Below are 21,697 nucleotides of genomic sequence, written 5' to 3'. Positions count from 1 at the left end.
CTCCTGTCCCCGGCTGGCCCGGTTCTTGTTCATGTGATTGGGACAGTTTTCCCACATTTTGGCAAGTCTGGGTTCGGGAGATTTCATGAAGCGCGTGATGATCTATTCGCACGACACCTTCGGCCTCGGCAACATCCGGCGCATGCTGGAGGTGGCCCGCCACCTGGTGGAGAGCAGCGACGACGTCTCGGTGCTGGTGATCACCGGCAGCCCGATGCTGCATGCCTTCCGCATCCCGCCGCGGATCGACTACGTCAAGCTGCCCTGCCTGGCCCGCGATGTGGCTGGCCAGTACGGCGCCCGCAGCCTGCCGCTGACGCTGGCCGCCACCGTGAAGCTGCGCGCCAACCTGATCCGCAGCGCGGTGGCCGACTTCGCGCCCGACCTGATCCTGGTCGACAAGAAGCCCTTCGGCGTCGAGGACGAACTGGCCGGCGCGCTGGCCGAACTGGCGCCGGGCATCGCGCGGCCGCGCCTGGTGCTGCTGCTGCGCGACATCCTCGACAGCCCGGAACGCACGGTGCCGATCTGGCGCAAGAACGGCTACTTCGAGGCCATCGACACCCACTACGACGAGGTGCTGGTGGTCGGCTGCCCGGAGGTCTACGACCTGCGCCGTGAGTACGCCTTTCCGCCGCTGGCCGCGGCCAAGGTCTCGTTCTGTGGCTACATCGCCCGTGAACCCGGGCGCGTCACGCGGGGCGCCGCGCGCCAGGCGCTGGGCGTTGCCGATGCCACGCCGCTGGTGCTGGTCACACCCGGTGGCGGCGAGGACGGCCACGGCCTGATCACCGCGGCACTGGCCTCGGCCGCCGACTGGCCGGCCGCCACGCGCCCGCACCTGCACATCGTCTGCGGCCCGGAACTCGACGCCGACGCGCGGGCGATGGTGCACGCCCGCGCCGCCCGGCTGCCGGCGGTCAGCGTGCAGGACTTCAGCGACGACATGATGTCGCTGCACGCGGCGGCCGACGTGGTGCTCGCGATGGGCGGCTACAACACCGTGTGCGAGCTGCTCACGCTGCGGCGCCGCGCGGTGCTGGTGCCGCGGGTGCTGCCGGGCACCGAGCAATGCATCCGTGCCGAGCGCCTGGCGGCGCTGGGGCTGCTGCGCATGGTCCACCCCGAGGCCCTGACGCCGCGGCGCCTGCGCGAGGCCCTGGAGGCCGAACTGCAGGCCCATGCCCGGGCCCTGCCGCAACCAGTGCTTCGCCGGCTCGACGGTCTGGCGCAGGTCACGCGCGCCCTGCGCACCCAGCTCGGCCTGCTGCCGCCGGCCGCCGGCGACAGCGACTTCGGCGGCCTGGACGACCCCGCCGTGCCGTCGGCCTGGCAGGCCGTCAGCCTTTCGGAGCGGCGGGCCGCATGCTGAACACCGCCCCCACGGCACCGCGGCCCCTGGCCGTGCTGGTCAAGCGCTTTCCCAAGCTGTCGGAGACCTTCGTGCTCGAGGAAGTGCTGGGGCTGGAACGGTTGGGCCTGCCGCTGTGCCTGTACACGCTGGCGCCGGCCAGCGACGAGCTCGTGCACCCGCAGGTGGCCCAGGTGCGTGCGGTGGTCGTAGGCGTGCCGGCCCGCCTGCGCGATGCGCCCGGGGCGTTCGCCTGGCGCCATGCCCGGCTGCTGGCCGGCGCCCCCTGGCGCTACCTGCGTGCGCTGCGTGAGGCGCTGCGCGCCGGCGGCCCGGGCGCGCGGGCCTTCCTGCGCGGCGGCTGGCTGGCCGCCCAGCTGCAGGACGACCGCGCGGCGCACCTGCACGCCCACTTCGTCGACGAACCGGCGGACGTGGCCGGCGTGGCCGCGGTGCTGGCCGGCCTGGCGCACTCGCTCTCGGCGCACGCCAAGGACATCTACCTGGCACCGCCGGCCGCGCTGACGCGCCGGCTGGGCGACGCGTCCTTCACCGTGACCTGCACCGAGGCCAACCGCGCCGCGCTGCAGGCGGCGCACCCGCAGGCGGTGGTGCGCCGCATGTACCACGGCATCGACGCCACGTTGTTCCATCCGGCGCACCGCACCAGCCCGGCCCTCGTGCCGCGCCTGCTGAGCGTGGGTCGCCTGCGCGAGAAGAAGGGACTCGACACGCTGATCCTGGCCTGCGCCCGGCTGCAGCGCCAGGGCATCGGCTTCACCTGCGACATCGTGGGCTACGGCGAACAGCAGGCGGCGCTGGAAGCGCTGATCGACCAGCACCGGCTCGGCGGCCACGTGCGCCTGCTCGGCAAGCTCAACCGCCCGCAGGTGCTGCAGCGCTATGCGCAGGCGAGCGTGTTCGTGCAGCCGTCCCGGGTGGCCGCCGACGGCGACCGTGACGGCATCCCGAACGTGCTGCTCGAGGCCCTGGCCTGCGGGCTGCCGGTGGTGGCCACCCGCGTCTCCGGCATCCCGGAGGTGATCGAGCCGGGCCGCAACGGCGTGCTCGTGCCGCCGGACGACCCAGCCGCGCTGGCCGACGCCATCGCCGCGCTGCTGGCCCACCCCGGCCAGGCCGCCGCGCTCGGGCGCGCCGGGCGCGCCACCGTGCTCGAGCACTTCGACAACACCCGCAACCTGCAGACCCTGATCGGCCTGCTGGAGACCCTGCATGCCCAACCCCATGCCTGCGCCGCCCACTGAGCAGCCGTCCAAGGCCACAGCCCGCGTGGCCTACGTGATGAACGCCTTCCCGCGGTTGTCGGAGACCTTCATCGCCCACGAGATCCACGAGCTCGAGCGCCTGGGTCTGCCGCTGCGCCTGTACGCCGTCAAGCGCGAGCCCGAGCCGCAGGTGCACCCGGTGGTCGCGCGCATCCGCGCGCCCCTTCAGCACCTGCCGGCGGTCACGTCGCTGGGCGGCAGTGCCTTGCTGCCCTGGCTGTGGCGCAACGCCGGCTCCTTCGCGGGCGACCACGCCGCGCTGCTGCGCCGCCGGCCCGTGGCCTGGCTGCGCACCGCCGGCAGCGCACTGGCGCTGGCCTGGCGCCACCGCAAGGCCGACGCCCAGGGGCGCACCCGGCTGCGCAAGGTCTTCGTCAAGGAGTTCCTGCAGGCCGGGCACATCGCCGCCGAGGTGCTGCGCCGCGGTGACGTCGGCCACCTGCACGGCCACTTCTGCCACGGCGTGGCCACCATCACCTGGTTCGCCAGCCGGCTCAGCGGCCTGCCGTACAGCTTCACCGCGCACGCCAAGGACATCTACCAGCCCGAGCTCAACCCCGGCCGCCTGCTGGAGCGCAAGATGGCCGGCGCGCGCTTCGTGGCCACCTGCACCTGCGCCAACGCCCAGGTGCTGCGGCAGCGGCACGTGCGGCCCGACGAGGTGCACATGGTCTACCACGGCCTGGACACCGAGGTCTTCCGGCCGCCGACCCGCACGCCCGACGACGACCGGCCGCCGCTGCTGCTGGCCGTCGGCCGCCTGGTGGGCAAGAAGGGCTTCGACCATCTCGTGCGTGCCTGTGCCCAGCTGCGCGACGCCGGCGTGGCCTTCCGCTGCCTGATCGTCGGCGAGGACGGGCCGGCACGCGCGCCGCTGGAAGCGCTGATCGCCGAACACGGCCTGCAGGCGCAGGTCGAGCTGCACCCGCCGATGACCCAGGACCGCCTGCGCGCGCTGTACGCCGAGGCACGCGTCTTCGCCCTGCCCTGCCAGGTGATGGCCGACGGCGACCGCGACGGCTTCCCCAACGTGCTGGCCGAGGCGATGGCGATGGGCGTGCCGGTGGTGTCCACCGCCATCTCCGGCATCCCCGAGATGATCGACGACGGCGTGCACGGCCTGCTCGTGCCCGAAGGCGATGCACGCGCGCTGGCCACGGCCGTGGCGCGCCTGCTGCTGGACCCGGCACTGCACGCCCGGGTGGCCGGCGCCGCCCGCCAGCGCATCGAGGAGCGCTTCGACGCCCGGCAGACCACGCGCGCGCTGCGCGACCTGTTCCTGGCCCAGCTGGTCCCGGCGCCCGCGCCGGCCCAACCGCTGACGCGCACGCTGGACGAGGCGCTGCCATGAAGCTCGACCCGCTGCTGCGCTGGCCCTGGTCGGCGCTGGACGACGCGGCGCTGCTGGCGCACTGGCGCTCGCCGCGCGACGTGCACGTGGACCTGCGCGTCGACCCCGACGAGTGCCCGCCCGAGCATGTCGAGGCGCTGATGCAGGACCGCTGGACCTTCAACGGCGAGACGCACGTCTGCCCCGACGGCACGCCCTGGCTGGACAACCCCAGTGCGGATGTCGAATGGCACATCCTGCTGCACAAGTTCTACTACGCGCCCGGGCTGGGCCAGGCCTGGCTGAGCACTGGCGACCCCGCCTATGCCCGCCGCTGGGCCGCGCTGATCGACGACTGGATCGCGCAGGTGCCGCCGGGTTTCATCGCCGCCGACGTCACCGGCCGCCGCGTGCAGAACTGGCTCTACAGCCTGCGCGCCTTCGCCGACGCGCGGGCCGCGCGGCACGCGCCGGTGGACCCGGCGTTCTTCCGCCGCCTGCTGCACGCGCTGCACGCCCAGGTCGAGCACCTCTGTGCCCACCTGACGCCCAAGCGCAACCACCGCACGCTGGAGCTCTACGCCATCTTCATGGCCGGCGTCGCCCTGCCCGAGATGCAGCGCGCCGCGCACTGGCGGCAGTTCGCGCTGGCGCAGACGCTGGAGAACCTGCGCGCCGACCTGCTGCCCGACGGCGTGCACTGCGAGCTCTCCACCGACTACCACCACCTGGCGCTGCGCAACTGGCTGCTGCTGCGTGACCTGGCCGAACGCCACGGCGAAGCCGTGCCGGCGGAGATGGACACCCGGCTCGCAGCGGCGCTGCGCTTCGCGCTGCACGTCCACAAGCCCGACGGCAACGTGCCCAGCCTGTCCGACGGCGACATGCGCGCCTACCCGGAACTGCTGGCCCGCGGCGCCACGCTGCTGGACGACCCGGCGCTGCAGTGGGCCGCCACCGGCGGCCGCGAAGGCCGACCGCCGACCGAGCGGATCGCGCACTTCCCCGACGCCGGCTACACGGTGCTGCGCAGCCACTGGGGCGACGCCGACGAAGCCTACGCCGACGCCCAGTACCTGGTCTTCGACACCGGCCCGGTGGGCGAGGGCAACCACGGCCACTTCGACGCGCTGTCCTTCGAGCTGGCAGCGCACGGCCGCTCGCTGGTCGTCGACCCGGGCCGCGGCACCTACAGCGAAGCCGGGCCGACCAACTGGCGCGTGCACTTTCGCCACACCGCGGCGCACAACACGGTGTGCGTCGACGGCCTGCCGCAGACGGCCTACCTGCCGCGGCCGGTGAAGGCGGCATCGCGCCACGCGAGCGGCGCCGTGCGCCACCGCATCGCCGGGCCCGGGCCCGACACCACCCTGTGCGAACGGCACGACGCCGATGGACTCGTGCTGCTGCACGGCCGCTGCGCCAGCCACGCCTACGACATGGTGCACGAGCGCTGCATCGTCTTCGTCGACGGCGGCTACTGGATCGTCAGCGACTGGCTGCGCGGGCCGACCGCGCACGAGGCCGTGCTGAACTTCCAGCTCGGCGCGCCGGCACTGGGCCATGCTACGCTGGCCGCCGACGGGGTGCTCGACAGCCCAGGCCTGCGCGCCGCCTCGGCCCGGCGCCCCGGCCAGGCCTGGCGCCTGGCGCCTGGCTGGGTGTCGCCGCGCTACGGGCAGATCCTGCCGGCCCCACGCTGGCAGTGCAGTACGCACGGCGGGCACATCGACTTCGACACCGTGCTGCTGCCCTGCGCCGGCACGCCGCCGCCGCTGCGGCTGAGCCTGCAGACGGTGCACGACGACACCGGCCACGAGGCCACGCTGCTGCGCATCGACACCGTGATCGCGGGCCGCCCGGTCACCGACCTCTGGTTCCACGCCCGCGGCGGCGGGACCGGCCCCTGGCCCATCGACGGGGGGCGCTTCCAGGGCCGCTGGCTGCACCGCCGTCTCGGCGACGGCGCGTGCGATCGCATGGATGCCGGCGCGCGATGGTTGTCCACCGCGGCGCCCAGCGGCGTGCCGGCATGAACCACCTGCCCCACGATCCGCTGCTGCCGGCGCTGCCGCAGGCGCTCGACGGTGCGGCCATGGCCGACACCTGGTCCACCGCCCTGGCGGGCGGCCCGTGGCGGGTGGCCCGCTGCGACGTGGAACGCGTGAAGTACCGCCCGTTGCGCAACCTGTCGGTCTGCTATCGGCTCACGTTGGGTGACGCGGCCGGCGGCCGCCACCTGACGCAACGTGTGGCCGCGCGCTTCTGCCACGGCGGGGCGGCGGCGGACCGTGCGGCCCGCGCACTGCGGCGGCCGCCGGGACGTGCGCCGATGGCCACCACCGCCGGGCCGGCCGTGACCCACCACGTGGGCCTGGACATGGTCGCGCACTGGTGGCCCTTCGACCCGCGCCTGCCTGCCGCCCGGCTGCTCGCCGACGGCACCCTGGCCCGCGACTGGCTGCCCGCCCTGCTGGCCGACGCCGGCGAGCAGGCCCGCTGCCTGCACCACCGGATCGACGTGGTGCAGGTGGTGCCCGAGCACCGCATGACGCTGCGCGCCGACGTGCTGCTGCAGGATGGCCGCCGTCGGCTGTTCTACGCCAAGGCCGACGCCGAGTGCCGTGGCCCGCGCACCCAGGCCGTGATGCAGGCCTTGTGGGATGCGCCGGCGCGCCAGGCGGGCCGGCTGCACGTGCCCCAGCCGCTGGGCTGGCAGGCCGGGAGCGGGCTGCACTGGCAGGCGGGCATCGCCGGCACGCCGTTGCTGGACCTGGAAGACCCCGTCACCGCAGCCGGCGCTGGCGCGGCCGGCGAAGGCCTCGCAGCCCTGCACGGCGTGGCCACCCCCGCAGCGCCGCTGGACGCCGACCAGTTGGCCGCGCGGCTGGCCGAGGTCGTGCAGACCCTGGGCATGGTGGTGCCGCAGGAGCGACCCCGCCTGCAGGCGCTGGCGCAGGACCTGGCGGCCCTGCCGGCCACGCTGCGCAGCCCCGTGACACTGCACGGCGACCTGCACCCACGCAACCTGCTGCGCGACGACGCCGGCCGCCTGCACCTGATCGACCTCGACAGCGCGCGCAACGGGCCTGCCGCGCTGGACCTCGGCGCCTGGGCCGCGGACGCGCTCTACCGCGCCCTGCTGGCCGGCCAGGCACCCGGCCAGGCGCTCGCGGCGGTGCACGCCTTCGTCGATGCCTACGCCCGGGTCGGCGGCACCCGGCCCGACGCCCGCACGCTGGCACGTGCCACCGCCTGGCAGCTGCTGTGCCAGCGGGCTTGGCGCTGCGCGATCAACCTCAAGCCGGGCCGCTTTGCCCTGGTGTCGCCGCTGCTGGGCCTGGCCACCGCGCTGTCCACGCAAGGCCATGTCGACGCCGCGGCCGACCTGCCCTCATCGGAGGCCGCATGATGGTCCTCGGCCTGCCCCGCGAACTCGCCGGGCTCGGCAGCGCGCTCGCGCGCCACTGGCCTTGCGGCACCCCCTACGGCCTGCGCATCACCAGCGTCCGGCGCAGCGCGTCGCGGCAGCGCGACCCCCACCCCTGGCGGCTGGCCCTGGAGGTCGACTGGCACGACGGCGCACGCCGTGGCCGCCAGCGCCTGCATGGCCTGACCTGGCGCGACGGCGGCAGCCATGCCGCCTGGGCCCAGGCCCGCACGCAAGCCTGGGCGGATCCGGCCGCCGGCCCGTCGCTGCTGCACCTGCCCGAACTCGACATGCTGCTCTGGGCCTGGCCAAACGACCCGGGCCTGCCGCAGCTGCCCGCCCTGCTCGACCCCGCGGCCTGGCCAGCCGGGCTCGGGCCGGTCGACCTGCACCGGCACCAGCCGGGCCACCGCGCCTCGCTGCGCCGCCAGGGCGTCTGGGCCAAGACCCTGGCCGCGCCCGTGGCCAGGCGGCTGGCCTGCCGCTTCCGTCACTTCGCGCAGGTGCCGGCTGCGGTGATGCACGTGCCCCGGCTGATCGCGGTTGATGCGCACACCCTGTTCCAGGCCGATGCCCCGGTGCGGCCGCTGCGCCTCGCTGACCGCCCCGCCGACCATGCCCCGGCCCTGGCCGCCGCCCTGGCCGCCGTGCACCAGGCGCCGCGCCACCTGGGCGGGCGGCGCAGCGGCGACCACTGGCCGCGGGCGATCGAGCGGCGCCGGCGCAAGCTGCGCCGCGTCCTGCCCGTTGCGGCACCGATGATCGATCGCGTGGCCGACGGGCTGCTGGCCCAGGCGCACGCCGTGGCAACAGGCCCGTCGACGCTGCTGCATGGCGACGCGCACCTCGATCAGTTCGGCGTCGATGCGCAGGGCCGGCTGTGGATGTTCGACCTCGACGAGATGTGCTGTGGCGACCCGCTGGAGGACCTGGCCGCCGTGCTCTCGCGCGATGGCCTGCCGCCGGGCATTGCCGGCCGCCTGCAGGCGGCCTACCGCGAGGCGGCCCCGGCGCTGTGGTGCCCGCAGCGCCTGCGCTGGCACCGGGGCGCACAGGCCCTGCTGCAGGCCACGCGCGCCTTCGTGTTCCAGGTGCCCGACTGGGCCGCCGTGGCCGAACGCCGCCTGCAGGAGGCCCGCTCATGGCTGTGACACCAGGCGTGCGGCGCGTGCGCCGCGTGGTGGGGGACACGCTGCGGGCCAACCGGCGCGCCGCGGTGCTGGCACTGGCAGCGCTGGCCGGCACCGTGGTGGTGGAGCTGGCGGCCCCCTGGCCGCTGAAGCTCATCCTCGACCAGGTGCTGCTGGGCCAGCCGCTGCCGGCGCACTTCGCGCCGCTGGCGCCGCTGTTCGCTGCCGGCGCCTGGCCGGCGCTGACGGCGCTGGCGCTGTCCATCGCCGCCATCGCGCTGGCCGCCGGGGTGCTGGGCTACGTGCAGCTGCTGTGCACGGCACGCATCGGCCAGCAGGTCACCTGGCGGCTGCGCGGCGAGCTGTTCGCCCACCTGCAGGGCCAGTCGCTGGCCTGGCACCGGCAGGCGCGCACCGGCGAACTGCTGACCAAGGTGGCCGGCGACACGGCGATGCTGCGCGACGTGGTGGCCGAGGCCGCGCTCACCCTGCTGCGCCATGCGCTCACGCTGGCCGGGATGCTGACGCTGATGCTGATGCTGAACCTGCGGCTGGGCCTGGTGGTGGCGGCCACGCTGCCCCCGCTGCTGCTGGCGATCTTCCTGCTCAACCGGCGCGTGAAGGAACGCGCCCGCCAGCAGCGCAAGCTCGAAGGCCGCATGGGCAGCCGGCTCGCCGAGGTGCTGTCGTCGATCGCGCTGGTGCAGGCCTTCGGGCGCGGGCAGTGGGAACAGCGCCGCTTCCGCGACGAGACCGCGGCCAACGCCGAGAGCGGCCTGCGCGCGGCGGCGGCGCATGCCGCGGTGGTGCGCACGGTGACGGTGCTGGCCGCCGCGGGCACGGCGATCACCGTGCTCTTCGGTGCCGCCGAGGTGCTGGCCGGCCGGCTGGCACCGGGTGAACTGCTGGTCTTCCTGGCCTACGTCACGGCCATGTTCAAGCCGGTGCGCGACGGGGCCAAGCTGTCGGCCCGCTTCGCCCGCGCCGGCGCCAGCCTGCAGCGCGTGCAGGCGCTGTTCGACGCCGAACCGGAGATCACCGACGCCCCCGACGCCCGCGCCATGCCGGTGCCGGCGGGCGAGATCGCCTTCGAGGACGTGCACTACAGCGCCGGCGGCCGGCCCGTGCTGCGCGGGCTGTCGCTGCGCATCGCACCCGGCGAGCACGTGGCCCTGCTCGGTGCGTCCGGCGCCGGCAAGTCCACGCTGCTGGCGCTGCTGCTGCGGCTGGCCGAACCAGACAGTGGCCGCATCCTGATCGACGGCGCCGACATCCACGGCTTCACGCGCGACAGCCTGCGCCGGCACTTCGGCGTCGTGCTGCAGGAGCACCTGCTGCTGGCGGAATCGGTGCACGCCAACATCGCCTACGGCCGGCCCGAAGCCACGCGTGCGGAGATCGTGGCCGTGGCCGAGGCTGCCTGCGCCGACGCCTTCATCCGCCAGCTGCCGCAGGGCTACGACACGGTGCTCGGTGAGCGCGGCGCGCCGCTCTCCGGCGGCCAGCGCCAGCGCCTGTGCCTGGCGCGTGCGCTGCTCTGCCGGCCCGCGGTGCTGGTGATGGACGAACCCACCGCCGCCGTCGACGACGACGCCGCCCGCGCCATGCACGCCGCCGTGGCCCGCGTGCATGCCGGCCGCACGATGCTGGTCATCACGCACGACGAGCGCGGCCTGGACCGCTGGGACCGCGTGCTGCGCCTGCACGACGGCCGTGTGAGCGAACTGCAGCCCCGACCCCCGCTGACCCTCGTGGAACCCCGCCATGCCTGAGACACCCCAGTTCACCTCACCCGCGGGCAACGCCAGCACCTTCGGGCGGCCGGGCGGTCCTCGCGACACCCGCCCCACCCTGCTCTTCTACTGCCAGCACTCGCTGGGCATCGGTCACCTGACACGCTCGTTCGCGCTGGTGCAGGCCCTGGCGGCGCACTTCCGCGTCGTCTTCCTCAACGGCGGTCCGCTGCCCCCGGGGCTGCCGGTGCCCGAGGACATGGAACGCATCGACCTGCCACCGCTGGGCATGGACGACGGCCACACCGTCGTCAGCCGCAGCAGCACCGACGTCGTGCTCGCCCGCGCGCGGCGGCGCGCGCTGATCGAGACGGCGGTGCGCGTCACCCGGCCGGCCGTGCTGCTGGTGGAGCTGTTCCCCTTCGGCCGCAAGAAGTTCGTCGGCGAGATCGTGCCGATGATCCGGCAGGCGCGCGAACAGCCCGGCGGGCGGGCGCTGGTGGTGTGCAGCCTGCGGGACCTGCTGGTCGACGCCCGCCCCGACCAGGCCCACCACGACGACCGCGCGCGCTGGATGGCCGACCGCTGGTTCGACGCCGTGCTCGTGCATGCCGACCCGGCCTTCGCCCGCCTGGAGGACAGCTTCCGCCCCCACCAGCCGCTGCGCACGCGCGTGGTCTACACCGGTTTCGTCCAGCCGCAGCGTGCGCCGGTGGCCAGCGCGGCGCCGGGCCGGCACCTGCTGGTCTCCGCCGGCGGCGGCCTGGTCGGCGAGCCGCTGTTCCAGGCCGCCATCGCGGCCCGCGCCCACTGGCCCGACGCGCCGCCGATGCGCATCGTCGCCGGCCCGTTCCTGCCCGACGCCGCCTGGCAGGCGCTGCAGGGACACGACGGCGTGGAGGCCGTGCGCCAGGTGCCCGACATGGTGGCCGAGATGCGCCTGGCGCGCGCCAGCCTCAGCCAGTGCGGCTACAACACCGCGATGGACCTGCTCGCTGCCGGCGTGCCGGCCCTGGTGGCGCCTTACGAGACGGCCACCGAGAACGAGCAGCGGCAACGCGCGGCCCGGCTGGCGGCGCTGGGCGCGCTCCAATGCCTGCCCCCCGGCGATACGACGCCGACGGCACTGGCACGCGCGCTGCAGGCCCTGTGGCACTTCACGCCGCAGCCGGCGGCGCTGAACCTCGACGGTGCACGTCGCAGCGCCGACTGGCTGGCCGCCCGCGCGGTCAGCCGCGACGCCGGCACCACAACACGGAGGGTCGCGTGATGGCCGACGCCCTGATCCAGGCCCTCGACCGCGCCGCCGGCCCGCATGGCCTGTTCATCCGCTGCGACGACGGCGGCTGGGATGCGCCGGCCCTGTTCGCGCTGATCGACGTCACCGCCGCCCACGGCGTGCCGGTGGACGTGGCCATGATCCCGGCGGCCACCGAGGCACCGCTGGCGCAGGCGCTGGCCGCCCGCCACGACGCTGCGCCGGCGCTGCTGGGCCTGCACGTGCACGGTTGGTCGCACACGAACCACGAACCCGAGGGCCGCCGCTGCGAGTTCGGCCCGGCGCGCCCGGACGCGGTGCTGCGCGGCGAACTCGCCGCCGCACGCCAGCGCCTGCACGCCCTGCTCGGCGACCGGCTCGACCCGATCTTCACCCCGCCGTGGAACCGCTGCACCGACCGGCTGCCGCCGCTGCTGGCCCAGGCGGGCTGGCTGGCGCTGTCGCGGGAATCGCGTGCGCCGGCACAGGCCGCATTGCCCGAGCTGCCGGTGCACGTGGACTGGAGCCGGGTGTGGCGGGACGCCGTGGCCGCCGGCGCCGACCCGGCGCCTTGCCTGGCGGACGCCATGGCGCGGGCCGTGGACACCCACGAGGGCCCGGTCGGCCTGATGCTGCACCACGCGGCGATGGACGCCCGGCAGCGTCGTCTGCTGTCGGCACTGCTGGCCCGCTGGGCCGGCCACCCGAAGGCACGCTGGGCGCGCATGCGCCACTGGCTGGAGGCCATGCAGCCATGCGCCGCCTGAAGACCTGGCTGGTGGCCGCGGCGGTGGGTGGCGCGGCAGGTGCGTTCGCGGCAGGTGCGTTCGCGGCAGGTGCGTTCGCGGCCGGTGACCCGCCGGTCGCCCGTGGCGACCGCACGCGCAGCGCCGCCCCGATCAGCGGCCAGTGGCGCGGCGCCGACTACAGCTGGCACTTCGGCTACGAGCTCACGCTGGGCCAGCGCCGCAACCTGGACCTCGACGACACGCGCGACCGCGACCGCCGTCTGCGCGACCAGGAAGCCACGGCGGCGCTGGCGCTGCGCTGGTCACCGACGCTGGATGCCGCGCTGGAACTCAAGGCCGTGAGCGAACGGCGGCGGCGGCCCGGCACGCTGCAGGTGCGCGACGGTCTGCAGCGCGGCGAAATGTGGCTGCGCGTGGGCGCGCCGGCGGACGGCCTGTCGCTGCAGGCCGGCCGCGTGCCCTGGGTCGAAACGCGCGGCTGGTGGTGGGACGACGACCTCGACGGCCTGCGCCTGCACTGGCAGGGCAGCGACGGGTCGGCCACGCTCGGGCTGGCGCGCGAACTGGCCGCCAGCGACTCGGCCGACGGCGGCATCGCGCCCGAACAGCGGGGCGTCACCCGCGTCTTCGCCCAGGCCGGCCGCACCCTGGGTGGTCTGCACCTGGACCTGTTCTGGCTCCACCAGACCGACACCAGTGGCCAGCCGGCGGCGGGCACATCCGTGTCCGACGACCGTCAGGACAGCACCGACCTGGACGCCGACTGGCTGGGCCTGCGCGTGGGCGCCAACGGCCGCTTCGGCGACGGTGGCCACCGGCTGGCAATGTGGGCCGACTTCGCGTGGCTGTCGGGGCAGGCGCAGGTCACCGGCTTCGACGGCGCCGTGGCGGGCGCCACCGCATCGCGGCGGCAGCGCGGTCATGCCGTCGACCTCGGCCTGCAGTGGCGCTCGCCCTGGCCCGGCAGCCCCGGGCTCGTGCTCGCCTGGGCCCGCGGCAGCGACGGCTTCCGCCAGACCGGCCTGCAGGAGAACAAGCAGCGCTGGCTGGGCGTGAAGCGGTTCAGCCGCTACGGGGAACTGCTGGACCCCGAACTCGCCAACCTGCAGGTGCTCAGCATCGCGGCCGGCCTGCGCCCGACGCGGCGCAGCTCGGTGGACCTGGTGTGGCACCGCTATGCGCTGGCGCAGGCCGACCAGCCGCTGGTCGACAGCCGGCTCTCGGCCACGCCCGACGGCCACCACCGCGACCTGGGCCAGGCCTGGGACCTGCTGCTGGCCTGGCGCGAGTGGGAGCACGCGTCGCTCACGCTGACGCTGTCGCGCTTCGCGCCCGGGCCGGCGTTCGCCCCGCGCGACGCGGCGCGCGGTGTCGAACTGGGCCTGGACCTGGCCTTCTGAAGCGGGCGGGCGGCCGGCCGCGACAGTGCCGCGTCAGTGCCGCGTCAGTGCCGCAGCTTGTAGCCGCTGGCCAGCAGCCGCAGCGCGATCGCGGCGGCGACGGCAAAGGCCGCGGCCACACCCGCCAGGCTCAGCCAGGGCGAGACGTCGCTGACGCCGAAGAAGCCGCGGCGGAAGCCGTCGATGATGTAGAAGAAGGGGTTCAGGTGGCTGGCCGTCTGCCAGAAGTCGGGCAGCGAGTGCACCGAATAGAAAACGCCGGAGAGCATCGTCATCGGCATGATCAGGAAGTTCTGGAACGCGGCCATCTGGTCGAACTTCTCGGCCCACAGGCCGGCGATCAGCCCCAGGCTCCCCATGATGCCGGCGCCCAGCGCCCCGAACGCCAGGATCCACCACGGCTCGGCCAGCCGCAGCGGCACGAACCACACCGTGACCGCCAGCACGCCGGCGCCCACCGCCAGGCCCCGCACCACCGACGCGCCCACGTATGCCACGAACCAGGCCCAGTGCGACAGCGGCGAGACCAGCAGGAACACCAGGTTGCCGGTGACCTTGCTCTGGATCAGCGAACTGGAGCTGTTGGCGAACGCGTTCTGCAGCACGCTCATCATCACCAGCCCCGGGATCAGGAAGCTGGTGTAGGCCACGCCGGGGTAGACCTCGACCCGCCCTTCGAGCACGTGGCCGAAGATCAGCAGGTACAGCAGCGCCGTGATCACGGGCGCGGCCACGGTCTGGAAGGCCACCTTCCAGAAGCGCAGGATCTCCTTGAGGAACAGCGTGCGCGCGCCCGCCAGCAGGTTCGTCATTGCTGCCCCTGCATGATCTCGAGGAACACGTCCTCCAGGTCGGCGCGGCCGATCTCCAGGTCCTCCACGCGCACACCCGCCGCGCGCAGCCGGCCCAGCATGGTTTCCACCTCAGCCGCATCGTGTGCCGTCACCTGCGCGATGCGGCCAGTCACGCGCGCCTGCGCCGCGATGTCGTCCGGCAGCGCGTCATCGGTCTTGAAGCGCAGCATGGTGCTGGCCGTGCCGGCGAGCAGGTTGGCGGTGCGGTCCAGGGCGACCACCCGGCCCTTCTTGAGCATGGCGATGCGGCTGCACAGCGCCTCGGCCTCTTCCAGGTAGTGCGTGGTCAGCAGCACGGTGTGACCCTGCTTGTTCAGCTTCGCCACGAACTGCCACAGCGTCTGGCGCAGTTCCACGTCCACACCCGCGGTGGGTTCGTCGAGCACGATCACCGGCGGCCGGTGCACCAGGGCCTGGGCCACCAGCACGCGCCGCTTCATGCCGCCGGAGAGCTGGCGCATGTTGGCGCCGGCCTTGTCGGCCAGGCCCAGGCCTTCGAGCAGCTCGTCGATCCAGGCGTCGTTGCCGCGCACACCGAAGTAGCCGCTCTGGATGCGCAGCGTCTCGCGCACGCTGAAGAACGGGTCGAACACCAGCTCCTGCGGCACGATGCCCAGCGCATGGCGGGCGGCCACGTAGTCGGCGCGCACGTCGTGGCCCATCACCGTGACCTGGCCCTGCGTGGCGTGCGCCAGGCCGGCCAGGATGGAGATCAGCGTGGTCTTGCCGGCGCCGTTGGGGCCCAGCAGGCCGAAGAACTCGCCGGGGGCGATGTCGAAGCTCACGCCGTCGAGCGCCTGCAGCGGCCCGCGGGGGGTGGTGTAGACCTTGGAGACGGCGTCGAAACGGACGGCTGGTGCGGAAGCGGGGGCGGGCATGAGGGGCGCGATTCTACGGAAGGCCCTTCGCGCCTGCCGGTGCCAGAATGGCCGCATGCCGCCGAAGAAGCCGCCGCGCCGCACCGCCGAACGCATCCTGGAGGTGACGCTGACGCTGTTCAACCGCTTCGGCGAGCCGAACGTCAGCACCACGCTGATCTCGGCCGAGCTGAACATCAGCCCCGGCAACCTGTACTACCACTACCCGGCCAAGGACGAGCTGGTCAACTCGCTGTTCGCGCGCTACGAGACGGCGCTGGACGAACTGCTGCAGGCGGCGGAATCGGTGTCCAACGTCGAGGACGCCTGGCTGTTCTTCCACATGCTCTTCGAGCTGATCTGGCAGTACCGCTTCCTGTACCGCGACCTCAACGACCTGCTGAGCAAGAACCGGCGGCTGGAGACGCACTTCCAGCGCCGCCTGCAGCAGAAGGTGCGTGCCGTGCGCCAGGTGATCGACGGCCTGTCGCGCCACGCCGCGGTGCAGATCGACGCCGAGGCCGCCGGCCCGGCCGCCGAGGCCATGGTGGTGGTGCTGACCTACTGGCTGAGCTACGAGTACGTGCGCGACCCGCGCAATGCGCTCGAGCCCGAGAGCGCCGGTGCGGCGCTGGGCCGCGGCGCCTGGCACGTGCTGAGCCTGCTGCACCCGTACCTGGACCCCGGCTCGCGCGCGCACCTGCGTGCACTGGCCGACCCCTACATCGGCAACTGACATTCACCGAGGAGACCCTGCCATGGCCAAGTGGACCGCCTTTCCGTACAAAGACAAGTCCTACACCTACGACACCGCCGCGCTGAAGAAGCAGTGGGCCCGGCTGCACGCCGGCGACGCCGAGCCCTGGCCCAAGGACGAGGCGGTGCAGGCGGCGTGGGCGCTGTTCCATGCCGGCGAGTTCCAGAAGGCCTTCGACGCCGGGCTTGCCGCCGGCGGTGCCGGCATCACGGTGGCCAACAAGGCGCAGTGCATCTACGCCAACTACCTGGAGAAGAGCGAGAAGGCGCGCCTGGCGATGTTCCTGGAGGCGTCGGAACGCGCCGAGGCGCAGCAGGCCACCGAACCCAAGAACCCCAACGCCCACTACTGGCAGGCCTACGCCCTGGGCCGCTACAGCCAGGGCATCAGCGTGGCCAAGGCGCTGGCGCAGGGTCTGGGCGGCAAGGTCAAGACCGCGCTGGAAACGACGATCTCGCTCGCGCCCAAGCATGCCGACGCGCACATCGCGTTGGGCTCCTTCCACGCCGAGGTCATCGACAAGGTGGGCAAGCTGCTGGGCCGCACCCAGGGCGCCGACACCGCCACCGGCCTGAAGATGTTCCAGCAGGCCATCAAGCTCAACCCGGGCAGCGCCATCGCGATGATCGAATACGCCAACGGCCTGGTCATGCTGGAGGGCGAGAAGAAGATGAAGGACGCCGAGAAGCTCTACGCCGACGCCGCCGCCTGCGCGCCGATGGACGCGATGGAGCGGCTGGACGTGGAGATGGCCAAGGCCGAGCTGGAGGAATGAGCGCCTGGTGTCCGATGTCCTGATCGTCGGCGCCGGCCCGGCCGGTCTGGCCGTGGGCGGCGCGCTGGCGATGGCCGGGCAGCCGTCGGTGCTGTTCGAGCGCGGCCCGTCGGCCGGCACCGCCTGGCACCACCACTACGCGCGGCTGCACCTGCACACGGTCAAGGAACTGTCCGCGCTGCCCGGCCTGCCCTTCCCGCCCGACGCGCCGCGCTACGTGCCGCGCCAGGGCGTGGCCGACTACCTGGCGGCCTACGCCGCCCACTACCGGCTGGAACTGCGCTACGGCCAGGCCGTGACCCGCATCGTGCGCGACGGTGCCGGCTGGCAGGTGCACATGGTCGACGGCACGGCGCATCGCTCCCACGCCATCGTGCTGGCCACCGGTGCCAACGCGACACCGGTGCGGCCAGCACTGCCGGGCGAGACCGGGTTCGGCGGTCGCATCCTGCACAGCCATGCCTACCGCGACGCGTCACCCTTCGCCGGCCAGCGCGTGCTGGTCGTGGGCATGGGCAACACCGGCGCCGAGATCGCGCTCGACCTGGCCGAGGCCGGGGTGGCCACCACGGTCTCGGTGCGCTCGCCCATCAACGTGGTCAGGCGCGACGTGCTCGGCCGGCCGACGCAGCGCACCGCCATGCTGCTGGCCAAGCTGCCGCCCGCCTGGGGCGACCGCCTGGGCGTGTGGCTGCGCGACCTGACCGTGGGCGACCTGACGCCGCTGGGCCTGCGCACGCCGGCCCTCTCGCCGCTGCGCCAGCTGCGGGAGACCGGCCGAACGCCGGTGATCGACCTGGGCACGCTGGACCTGATCCGCGCCGGCCGCATCGCCGTGCGGCCGGGCGTCCGGACCCTCACGCCGACCGGGGTGCAGTTCACCGATGGCCGGGAAGAAGCCTTCGACGCCCTGCTGCTGGCCACCGGCTACCGGCCGGCGGTGCAGGCACTGTTCCCGGACCTGGCCCTGCCAGTGGACGCACGCGGTCTGCCGCGCGAGGTCGTGGGCACCGGTGACGCCGCGGGGTTGTACTTCGTCGGCTTCGAGCTGACGCGTCCGGGCGGCCTGCTCAACACCATCGCCGACCAGGCGCGCACGGTAGCCCGGACGCTGGCCTGATCAGCGCGCCGGCACCGGCTTGCGTCGGTAGAAGCGCACCGGCTGCTCACGCGGCGGCCGCGGTGGTGCGCCATGGGCGGCCAGCGTGGCGTCCAACGCACGGCCGGCGTCGTCGGCCAGCGCGGCTTCCCGCGCCGCGCGCACGGTGGCCGCGTCACGCGTGGCCAGCACGTCCACGATGTGCAGCAGGCTGGCCTGGCCGCGTTCGTTGGTGCTGCCGTAGCCCTTGATCAGACGGCCGCACAGCGCCAGTTCCAGGCCCAGCGCCGGGTCGCGCTGCGCACCGGCCTGCACGGCCGCCAGCCATCGCTCGATCAGCGCCTGCTCGCGCGCGAAACGCTGGCCACGGCGCCGCCAACCCTTGAGCCCCGCCACGAAGCGCAGCGCCAGCGCGCCGCGCAGCGTGTGCGTGCCCACCTTCAGCGGCAGCGCCCAGGGGTCGCGGCCGGCGGCCACGCGCCGGCGGTCCCAGGCCTGCAGCCGCGCGGCCAGTCGCTCGGGCAGCAGCGCGGCGAACTCGGGCACGCCGGGCTTGAAGTGGTCGTAGAGCTTGACGATCTCGTCGTCGCCGGCCTTCACCTCGCGCCGCACGCGGGCCTGGCGGCTGGCGGCGAGCTTGAGCGCGGCCACGCGCACGATGTCGTCGAAGGCCATCCACAGCGCCAGCCAGCGCGCCAGTTCCTGCTGCACCGCCGGCCAGGCGGCGAAGCGGTCCAGGCGCTCATCGTACAGCCGCGCATAGGCCTCGTCCTGGTAGCTGGCCACGCGGGCGCGGCCCAGGGCGCGCAGGTCCGGGGCCGGTGCGGGCTGCAGTGCCGCCTCCACCGCGGTCCGCTGCTCGCGCTGCCGCGTCACCGCGTCGAAGGCGAGCGCAAAGCCGCGCAGGCTGGGTTCGACACCCTTGCCGCCGGCGCGGATGGTGTCCTCGTAGACGCCGCGGGCGAAGGGCAGCACGCCGCTGGCGGCGATGGCGCCCAGCATCACGGCGCTGATCACGGTGCCGGCCTGCTGCGCCAGCGCCGCCAGGTCCAGCAGTTCCGCCTGCTTCGCGTGGCGCTGCAGCGCGGCCACCAGCGCGCCGGTGTCGGCCCGGCCGTCGGTGGGCTGCATCTTCTCGGCGGTGGTGAGGGTGCGCGCGGTGGAGCTGATGACCACGGTGCGGTCGGCGCTGACCATGCCGTTCGCGACCTGTCGCGCCGTCTCCAGCAGCTCCGACGACACCAGCAGGTCCACGCCCCCGGGCACCGGGTTGAGGCTGAAGACCGGGCGCCGGCCCGGGTGCGTGGACGCCGGCTGCGGCCAGACCTCGATGTAGTACGTGGTGGCACCGGTGCGCTGCGCCACGCCGGGCACCGAGGTGCTCTGCGCCGCATGGCCGGCGCGCACCGCGGCGCCGTACAGCCACTCGGCGAGCACGCCGCCTCCTTCGCCGCCGAGGGCGCAGATCAGGACGCAGGTGGGGCGCATGGGTGTGACTTGTGCGGTGCTCATGCCACCACCTCCGGGCGCAGCCAACTGGTGACCGTCTCGCGCCATCGGGCGACGAAACGCTCCCAGCCGCCGGCGTTCTTCACCACCTCGGCGCGGTAGAAGCTCGGGCACAGCGTGGCCGCATGCGCGTTGGCACCGCACAGGCCGCAGCCCACGCAACCGTCGATCACGGTCGCCACCGGGTCCACCCGCAGCGGATCGGGGTTGTCCTTGACCGTCAGCGTGGGGCAGCCCGACAGGCGGATGCAGGCGTGGTCGCCGGTGCAGACGTCCTCGTCGACACCGTACTTCACGCGCTCCACGCGCTCGCCGCGCTTGAGGCGCCCCGCCACGAAGGGCTTGAGCCGCCGCTGGCGCTCCAGCTGGCACTCGCCCTCGGCGACGATGACCTTCAGGCCGGCGAAGTCGGTGGTCAGCGCCTCCTCCACCGTACGCCGCATCGCATCGACCTCGTAGGTGTGCACGGTGCGCAGCCAGGGCACGCCCATGCCCTTGAGCGTCTGCTCGATGGTCTGGTTCTTGTGCGCCAGGCTCTGGTGCACGGCGGCGTTGCGTTCGGCCTCGGCCTTGGCCTCGTCGTCGGGCGTGCTGATGATGTCCTGCGTGCCGGTGGCCGAGGTGTAGCCGTTCTTCATGATCATCAGCACCGCGTCGTCGCCGTTGAACAGCGCCGCCTGCACGCCGGTGAGCAGGCCGTTGTGCCAGAAGCCGCCGTCACCCATGATGGCCAGCGTGCGCTGGGCCATCAGCGGGCCCACGCCGGCGCGGCTGGCCAGGCTCATGCCGTAGCCCAGGATCGAGTGCCCCGAGTGGAAGGGCTCGAAGGTGGCCAGCGCGTGGCAGCCGATGTCGGCCGCCACGTGCACGCGGCCCACCTCCTGCTGCGCAAGTTTCAGCGCGCTGAACACCGGGCGTTCCGGGCAGCCGACGCAGAAGCCCGGCGGGCGCGGCGGCAGCGACGCCACCGGCACGTCGGCCCGGCGCTCGGCGTTGGCGGCCAGCCAAGCCTTCGCCGCGGCCAGGTCCACCTGCGGCAGGTGGCGCTCGCCAAAGGCGATCAGGCCCTGCACCAAGGTCTCGACGTTGTATTCGCCGGCCGGCGGCATCAGGTCCTTGCCGTGCACCGCAGTGTTCAGGTCCTGCCGCCGCAGGGCCTGGATCACGTCCTTCTCGATGAACTCCGGCGTGCCCTCCTCCAGCACCAGCACGGCGCGCTTGCCGGCCGCGAAGGCGCCGATGGACTTCGGTGCCAGCGGGTAGACGACGTTGAGCACGTGGATGGGCACCCGGCTGTCGCCGAAGGCATCGGCCAGGCCCACCGTCTGCAGCGCGCGCTGCAAGGCGTTGTAGAGGCCGCCCTGCACGATCAGGCCGACGTCTGCCAACTCGCCTTCGAAGGTCTCGTTGAGCCCGTGCTGCTCGATGTAGGCCTGCGCCGCCGGGATGCGCTGCTCCACCTTGAGCTTCTCGTGGCGGAAGGTGACCGGCGGGTGCGCCAGCTTGCCGTAGTCGAAGGGCGCCGGCTCGTCGATCCACGCATGCGTGCCGTGCCGGGGCGCCACGTTGTCCTGCGCCTCGAAGCTGCCACGCACGTGGCAGGCGCGGATGCGCAGGCCCAGCATCGCCGGCATGTGGCTGGCCTCGCTGAGCGCGAAGGCGTGCTGCACGCAGTTCACCATCGTCGGCAGGTCGGGCCGCGGGTCGAACAGCGCCATCGTGCTCTTCATCGCAAAGGCGTGCGTGCGCTCCTGGATCACGCTGGCGCCTTCGCCCGTGTCCTCGCCCACCACGATCAGCGTGCCGCCGGTGACGCCCGGCGACGCCAGGTTGCTCAATGCATCGGCCGCCACGTTGGTGCCGACGATGCTCTTCCACGTAACACAGCCGCGGACCGGGTAGTGCAGGCTGGCCCCCAGCATGGCGGCGGCCGAGGCCTCGTTGGAGCAGGCCTCCACGTGCACGCCCAGCGTGTCCACGTAGGGCTTGGCCTGCACCATCACGTCCAGCAGGTGCGACACCGGCGCCCCCTGGTACCCGCCGATGTAGGCCACGCCCGACTGCAGCAGCGCCTTGGTGATGGCCAGGATGCCTTCGCCATGGAAGGCCTGCCCGGCACCGAGCTGCAGCTGCTTGATCTGTTCGGTGAACTGGACTTCCATCGCCATCGTCTCCCGGA

At 73.7% G+C, this 21,697-nt stretch carries 17 protein-coding genes; 13 read left to right on the top strand and 4 right to left on the bottom strand.

Translation table 11 applies throughout. The features are described from left to right. Nucleotides 1-85: 85 nt before the first annotated feature. Genes ENE75_RS01035 through ENE75_RS00990 form a run of 10 tightly spaced genes read left to right on the top strand, consistent with a single transcriptional unit; the run spans nt 86 to nt 13,667 of the window. Nucleotides 86-1,372, top strand: a complete 1,287-nt coding sequence (locus ENE75_RS01035; protein ID WP_128194747.1) for a glycosyltransferase family protein — start codon at nt 86-88, stop codon at nt 1,370-1,372. Next, the gene (locus ENE75_RS01030; RefSeq protein ID WP_128194745.1) at nt 1,366-2,616 is read left to right on the top strand and encodes a glycosyltransferase; all 1,251 of its coding nucleotides are present in this window, start codon (nt 1,366-1,368) and stop codon (nt 2,614-2,616) included. The genes ENE75_RS01035 and ENE75_RS01030 overlap by 7 nt, the downstream gene beginning before the upstream one ends. Then, on the top strand, nt 2,585-3,988 hold the full coding sequence (locus ENE75_RS01025; protein WP_128194743.1) for a glycosyltransferase family 4 protein: 1,404 nt from the start codon (nt 2,585-2,587) through the stop codon (nt 3,986-3,988). Before ENE75_RS01030 ends, ENE75_RS01025 begins: the two co-directional genes overlap by 32 nt. Continuing rightward, nucleotides 3,985-6,003: an alginate lyase family protein gene (locus ENE75_RS01020; RefSeq protein WP_128194741.1), complete on the top strand. Its 2,019-nt coding sequence runs from the start codon at nt 3,985-3,987 to the stop codon at nt 6,001-6,003. The genes ENE75_RS01025 and ENE75_RS01020 overlap by 4 nt, the downstream gene beginning before the upstream one ends. Continuing rightward, nucleotides 6,000-7,379 (top strand): aminoglycoside phosphotransferase family protein, encoded by a 1,380-nt coding sequence (locus ENE75_RS01015; protein ID WP_158288824.1) that lies wholly within the window; start codon nt 6,000-6,002, stop codon nt 7,377-7,379. The genes ENE75_RS01020 and ENE75_RS01015 overlap by 4 nt, the downstream gene beginning before the upstream one ends. Next, on the top strand, nt 7,376-8,548 hold the full coding sequence (locus ENE75_RS01010) for a phosphotransferase family protein (RefSeq protein WP_128194736.1): 1,173 nt from the start codon (nt 7,376-7,378) through the stop codon (nt 8,546-8,548). The genes ENE75_RS01015 and ENE75_RS01010 overlap by 4 nt, the downstream gene beginning before the upstream one ends. After that, a complete protein-coding gene (locus ENE75_RS01005) occupies nt 8,539-10,299 on the top strand; it encodes an ABC transporter ATP-binding protein (protein ID WP_128194734.1) in 1,761 nt (586 codons plus the stop codon). The genes ENE75_RS01010 and ENE75_RS01005 overlap by 10 nt, the downstream gene beginning before the upstream one ends. Beyond that, nucleotides 10,292-11,530, top strand: a complete 1,239-nt coding sequence (locus ENE75_RS01000) for a glycosyltransferase family protein (protein WP_128194732.1) — start codon at nt 10,292-10,294, stop codon at nt 11,528-11,530. The genes ENE75_RS01005 and ENE75_RS01000 overlap by 8 nt, the downstream gene beginning before the upstream one ends. Continuing rightward, a complete protein-coding gene (locus tag ENE75_RS00995; protein WP_128194730.1) occupies nt 11,530-12,285 on the top strand; it encodes a polysaccharide deacetylase family protein in 756 nt (251 codons plus the stop codon). Before ENE75_RS01000 ends, ENE75_RS00995 begins: the two co-directional genes overlap by 1 nt. Then, nucleotides 12,273-13,667, top strand: coding sequence for an alginate export family protein (locus ENE75_RS00990; RefSeq protein WP_128194728.1), 1,395 nt, complete (start codon nt 12,273-12,275; stop codon nt 13,665-13,667). Before ENE75_RS00995 ends, ENE75_RS00990 begins: the two co-directional genes overlap by 13 nt. Nucleotides 13,668-13,711: 44 nt before the next feature. Here the strand turns inward: ENE75_RS00990 and ENE75_RS00985 are convergent, their stop codons facing one another. Beyond that, nucleotides 13,712-14,479 (bottom strand): ABC transporter permease, encoded by a 768-nt coding sequence (locus ENE75_RS00985; RefSeq protein ID WP_128194726.1) that lies wholly within the window; start codon nt 14,477-14,479, stop codon nt 13,712-13,714. Then, entirely contained in the window at nt 14,476-15,399 is a 924-nt protein-coding gene (locus ENE75_RS00980) for an ABC transporter ATP-binding protein (RefSeq protein WP_128194724.1), read from the bottom strand. Before ENE75_RS00980 ends, ENE75_RS00985 begins: the two co-directional genes overlap by 4 nt. Before the next feature lie 55 nt (nt 15,400-15,454). On the opposite strand from ENE75_RS00980, the gene ENE75_RS00975 reads away from it, so the two are divergent. The 3 genes from ENE75_RS00975 to ENE75_RS00965 are packed head-to-tail and all read left to right on the top strand — an operon-like array spanning nt 15,455 to nt 18,030. After that, nucleotides 15,455-16,114, top strand: a complete 660-nt coding sequence (locus ENE75_RS00975; protein WP_128194722.1) for a TetR/AcrR family transcriptional regulator — start codon at nt 15,455-15,457, stop codon at nt 16,112-16,114. Between the two features lie 22 nt (nt 16,115-16,136). Further along, on the top strand, nt 16,137-16,910 hold the full coding sequence (locus ENE75_RS00970) for a tetratricopeptide repeat protein (RefSeq protein ID WP_128194720.1): 774 nt from the start codon (nt 16,137-16,139) through the stop codon (nt 16,908-16,910). A gap of 7 nt (nt 16,911-16,917) precedes the next feature. Further along, complete coding sequence (locus tag ENE75_RS00965; RefSeq protein ID WP_158288823.1) at nt 16,918-18,030, top strand: flavin-containing monooxygenase; 1,113 nt, start codon at nt 16,918-16,920, stop codon at nt 18,028-18,030. On the opposite strand, the gene ENE75_RS00960 is transcribed toward ENE75_RS00965, so the two are convergent. Further along, nucleotides 18,031-19,521, bottom strand: a complete 1,491-nt coding sequence (locus tag ENE75_RS00960) for an indolepyruvate oxidoreductase subunit beta family protein (protein WP_128194716.1) — start codon at nt 19,519-19,521, stop codon at nt 18,031-18,033. Next, the gene (locus tag ENE75_RS00955; RefSeq protein WP_128194714.1) at nt 19,518-21,680 is read right to left on the bottom strand and encodes a thiamine pyrophosphate-dependent enzyme; all 2,163 of its coding nucleotides are present in this window, start codon (nt 21,678-21,680) and stop codon (nt 19,518-19,520) included. Before ENE75_RS00955 ends, ENE75_RS00960 begins: the two co-directional genes overlap by 4 nt. Nucleotides 21,681-21,697: the final 17 nt, after the last annotated feature.

The sequence above is a fragment of the Rubrivivax albus genome (assembly GCF_004016515.1).
Classification (GTDB): Bacteria; Pseudomonadota; Gammaproteobacteria; order Burkholderiales; family Burkholderiaceae_C; genus Rubrivivax; species Rubrivivax albus.
The sequence above is the reverse complement of the archived record's forward strand: the minus strand, read 5'-3'. Positions and strand labels throughout refer to the sequence as shown.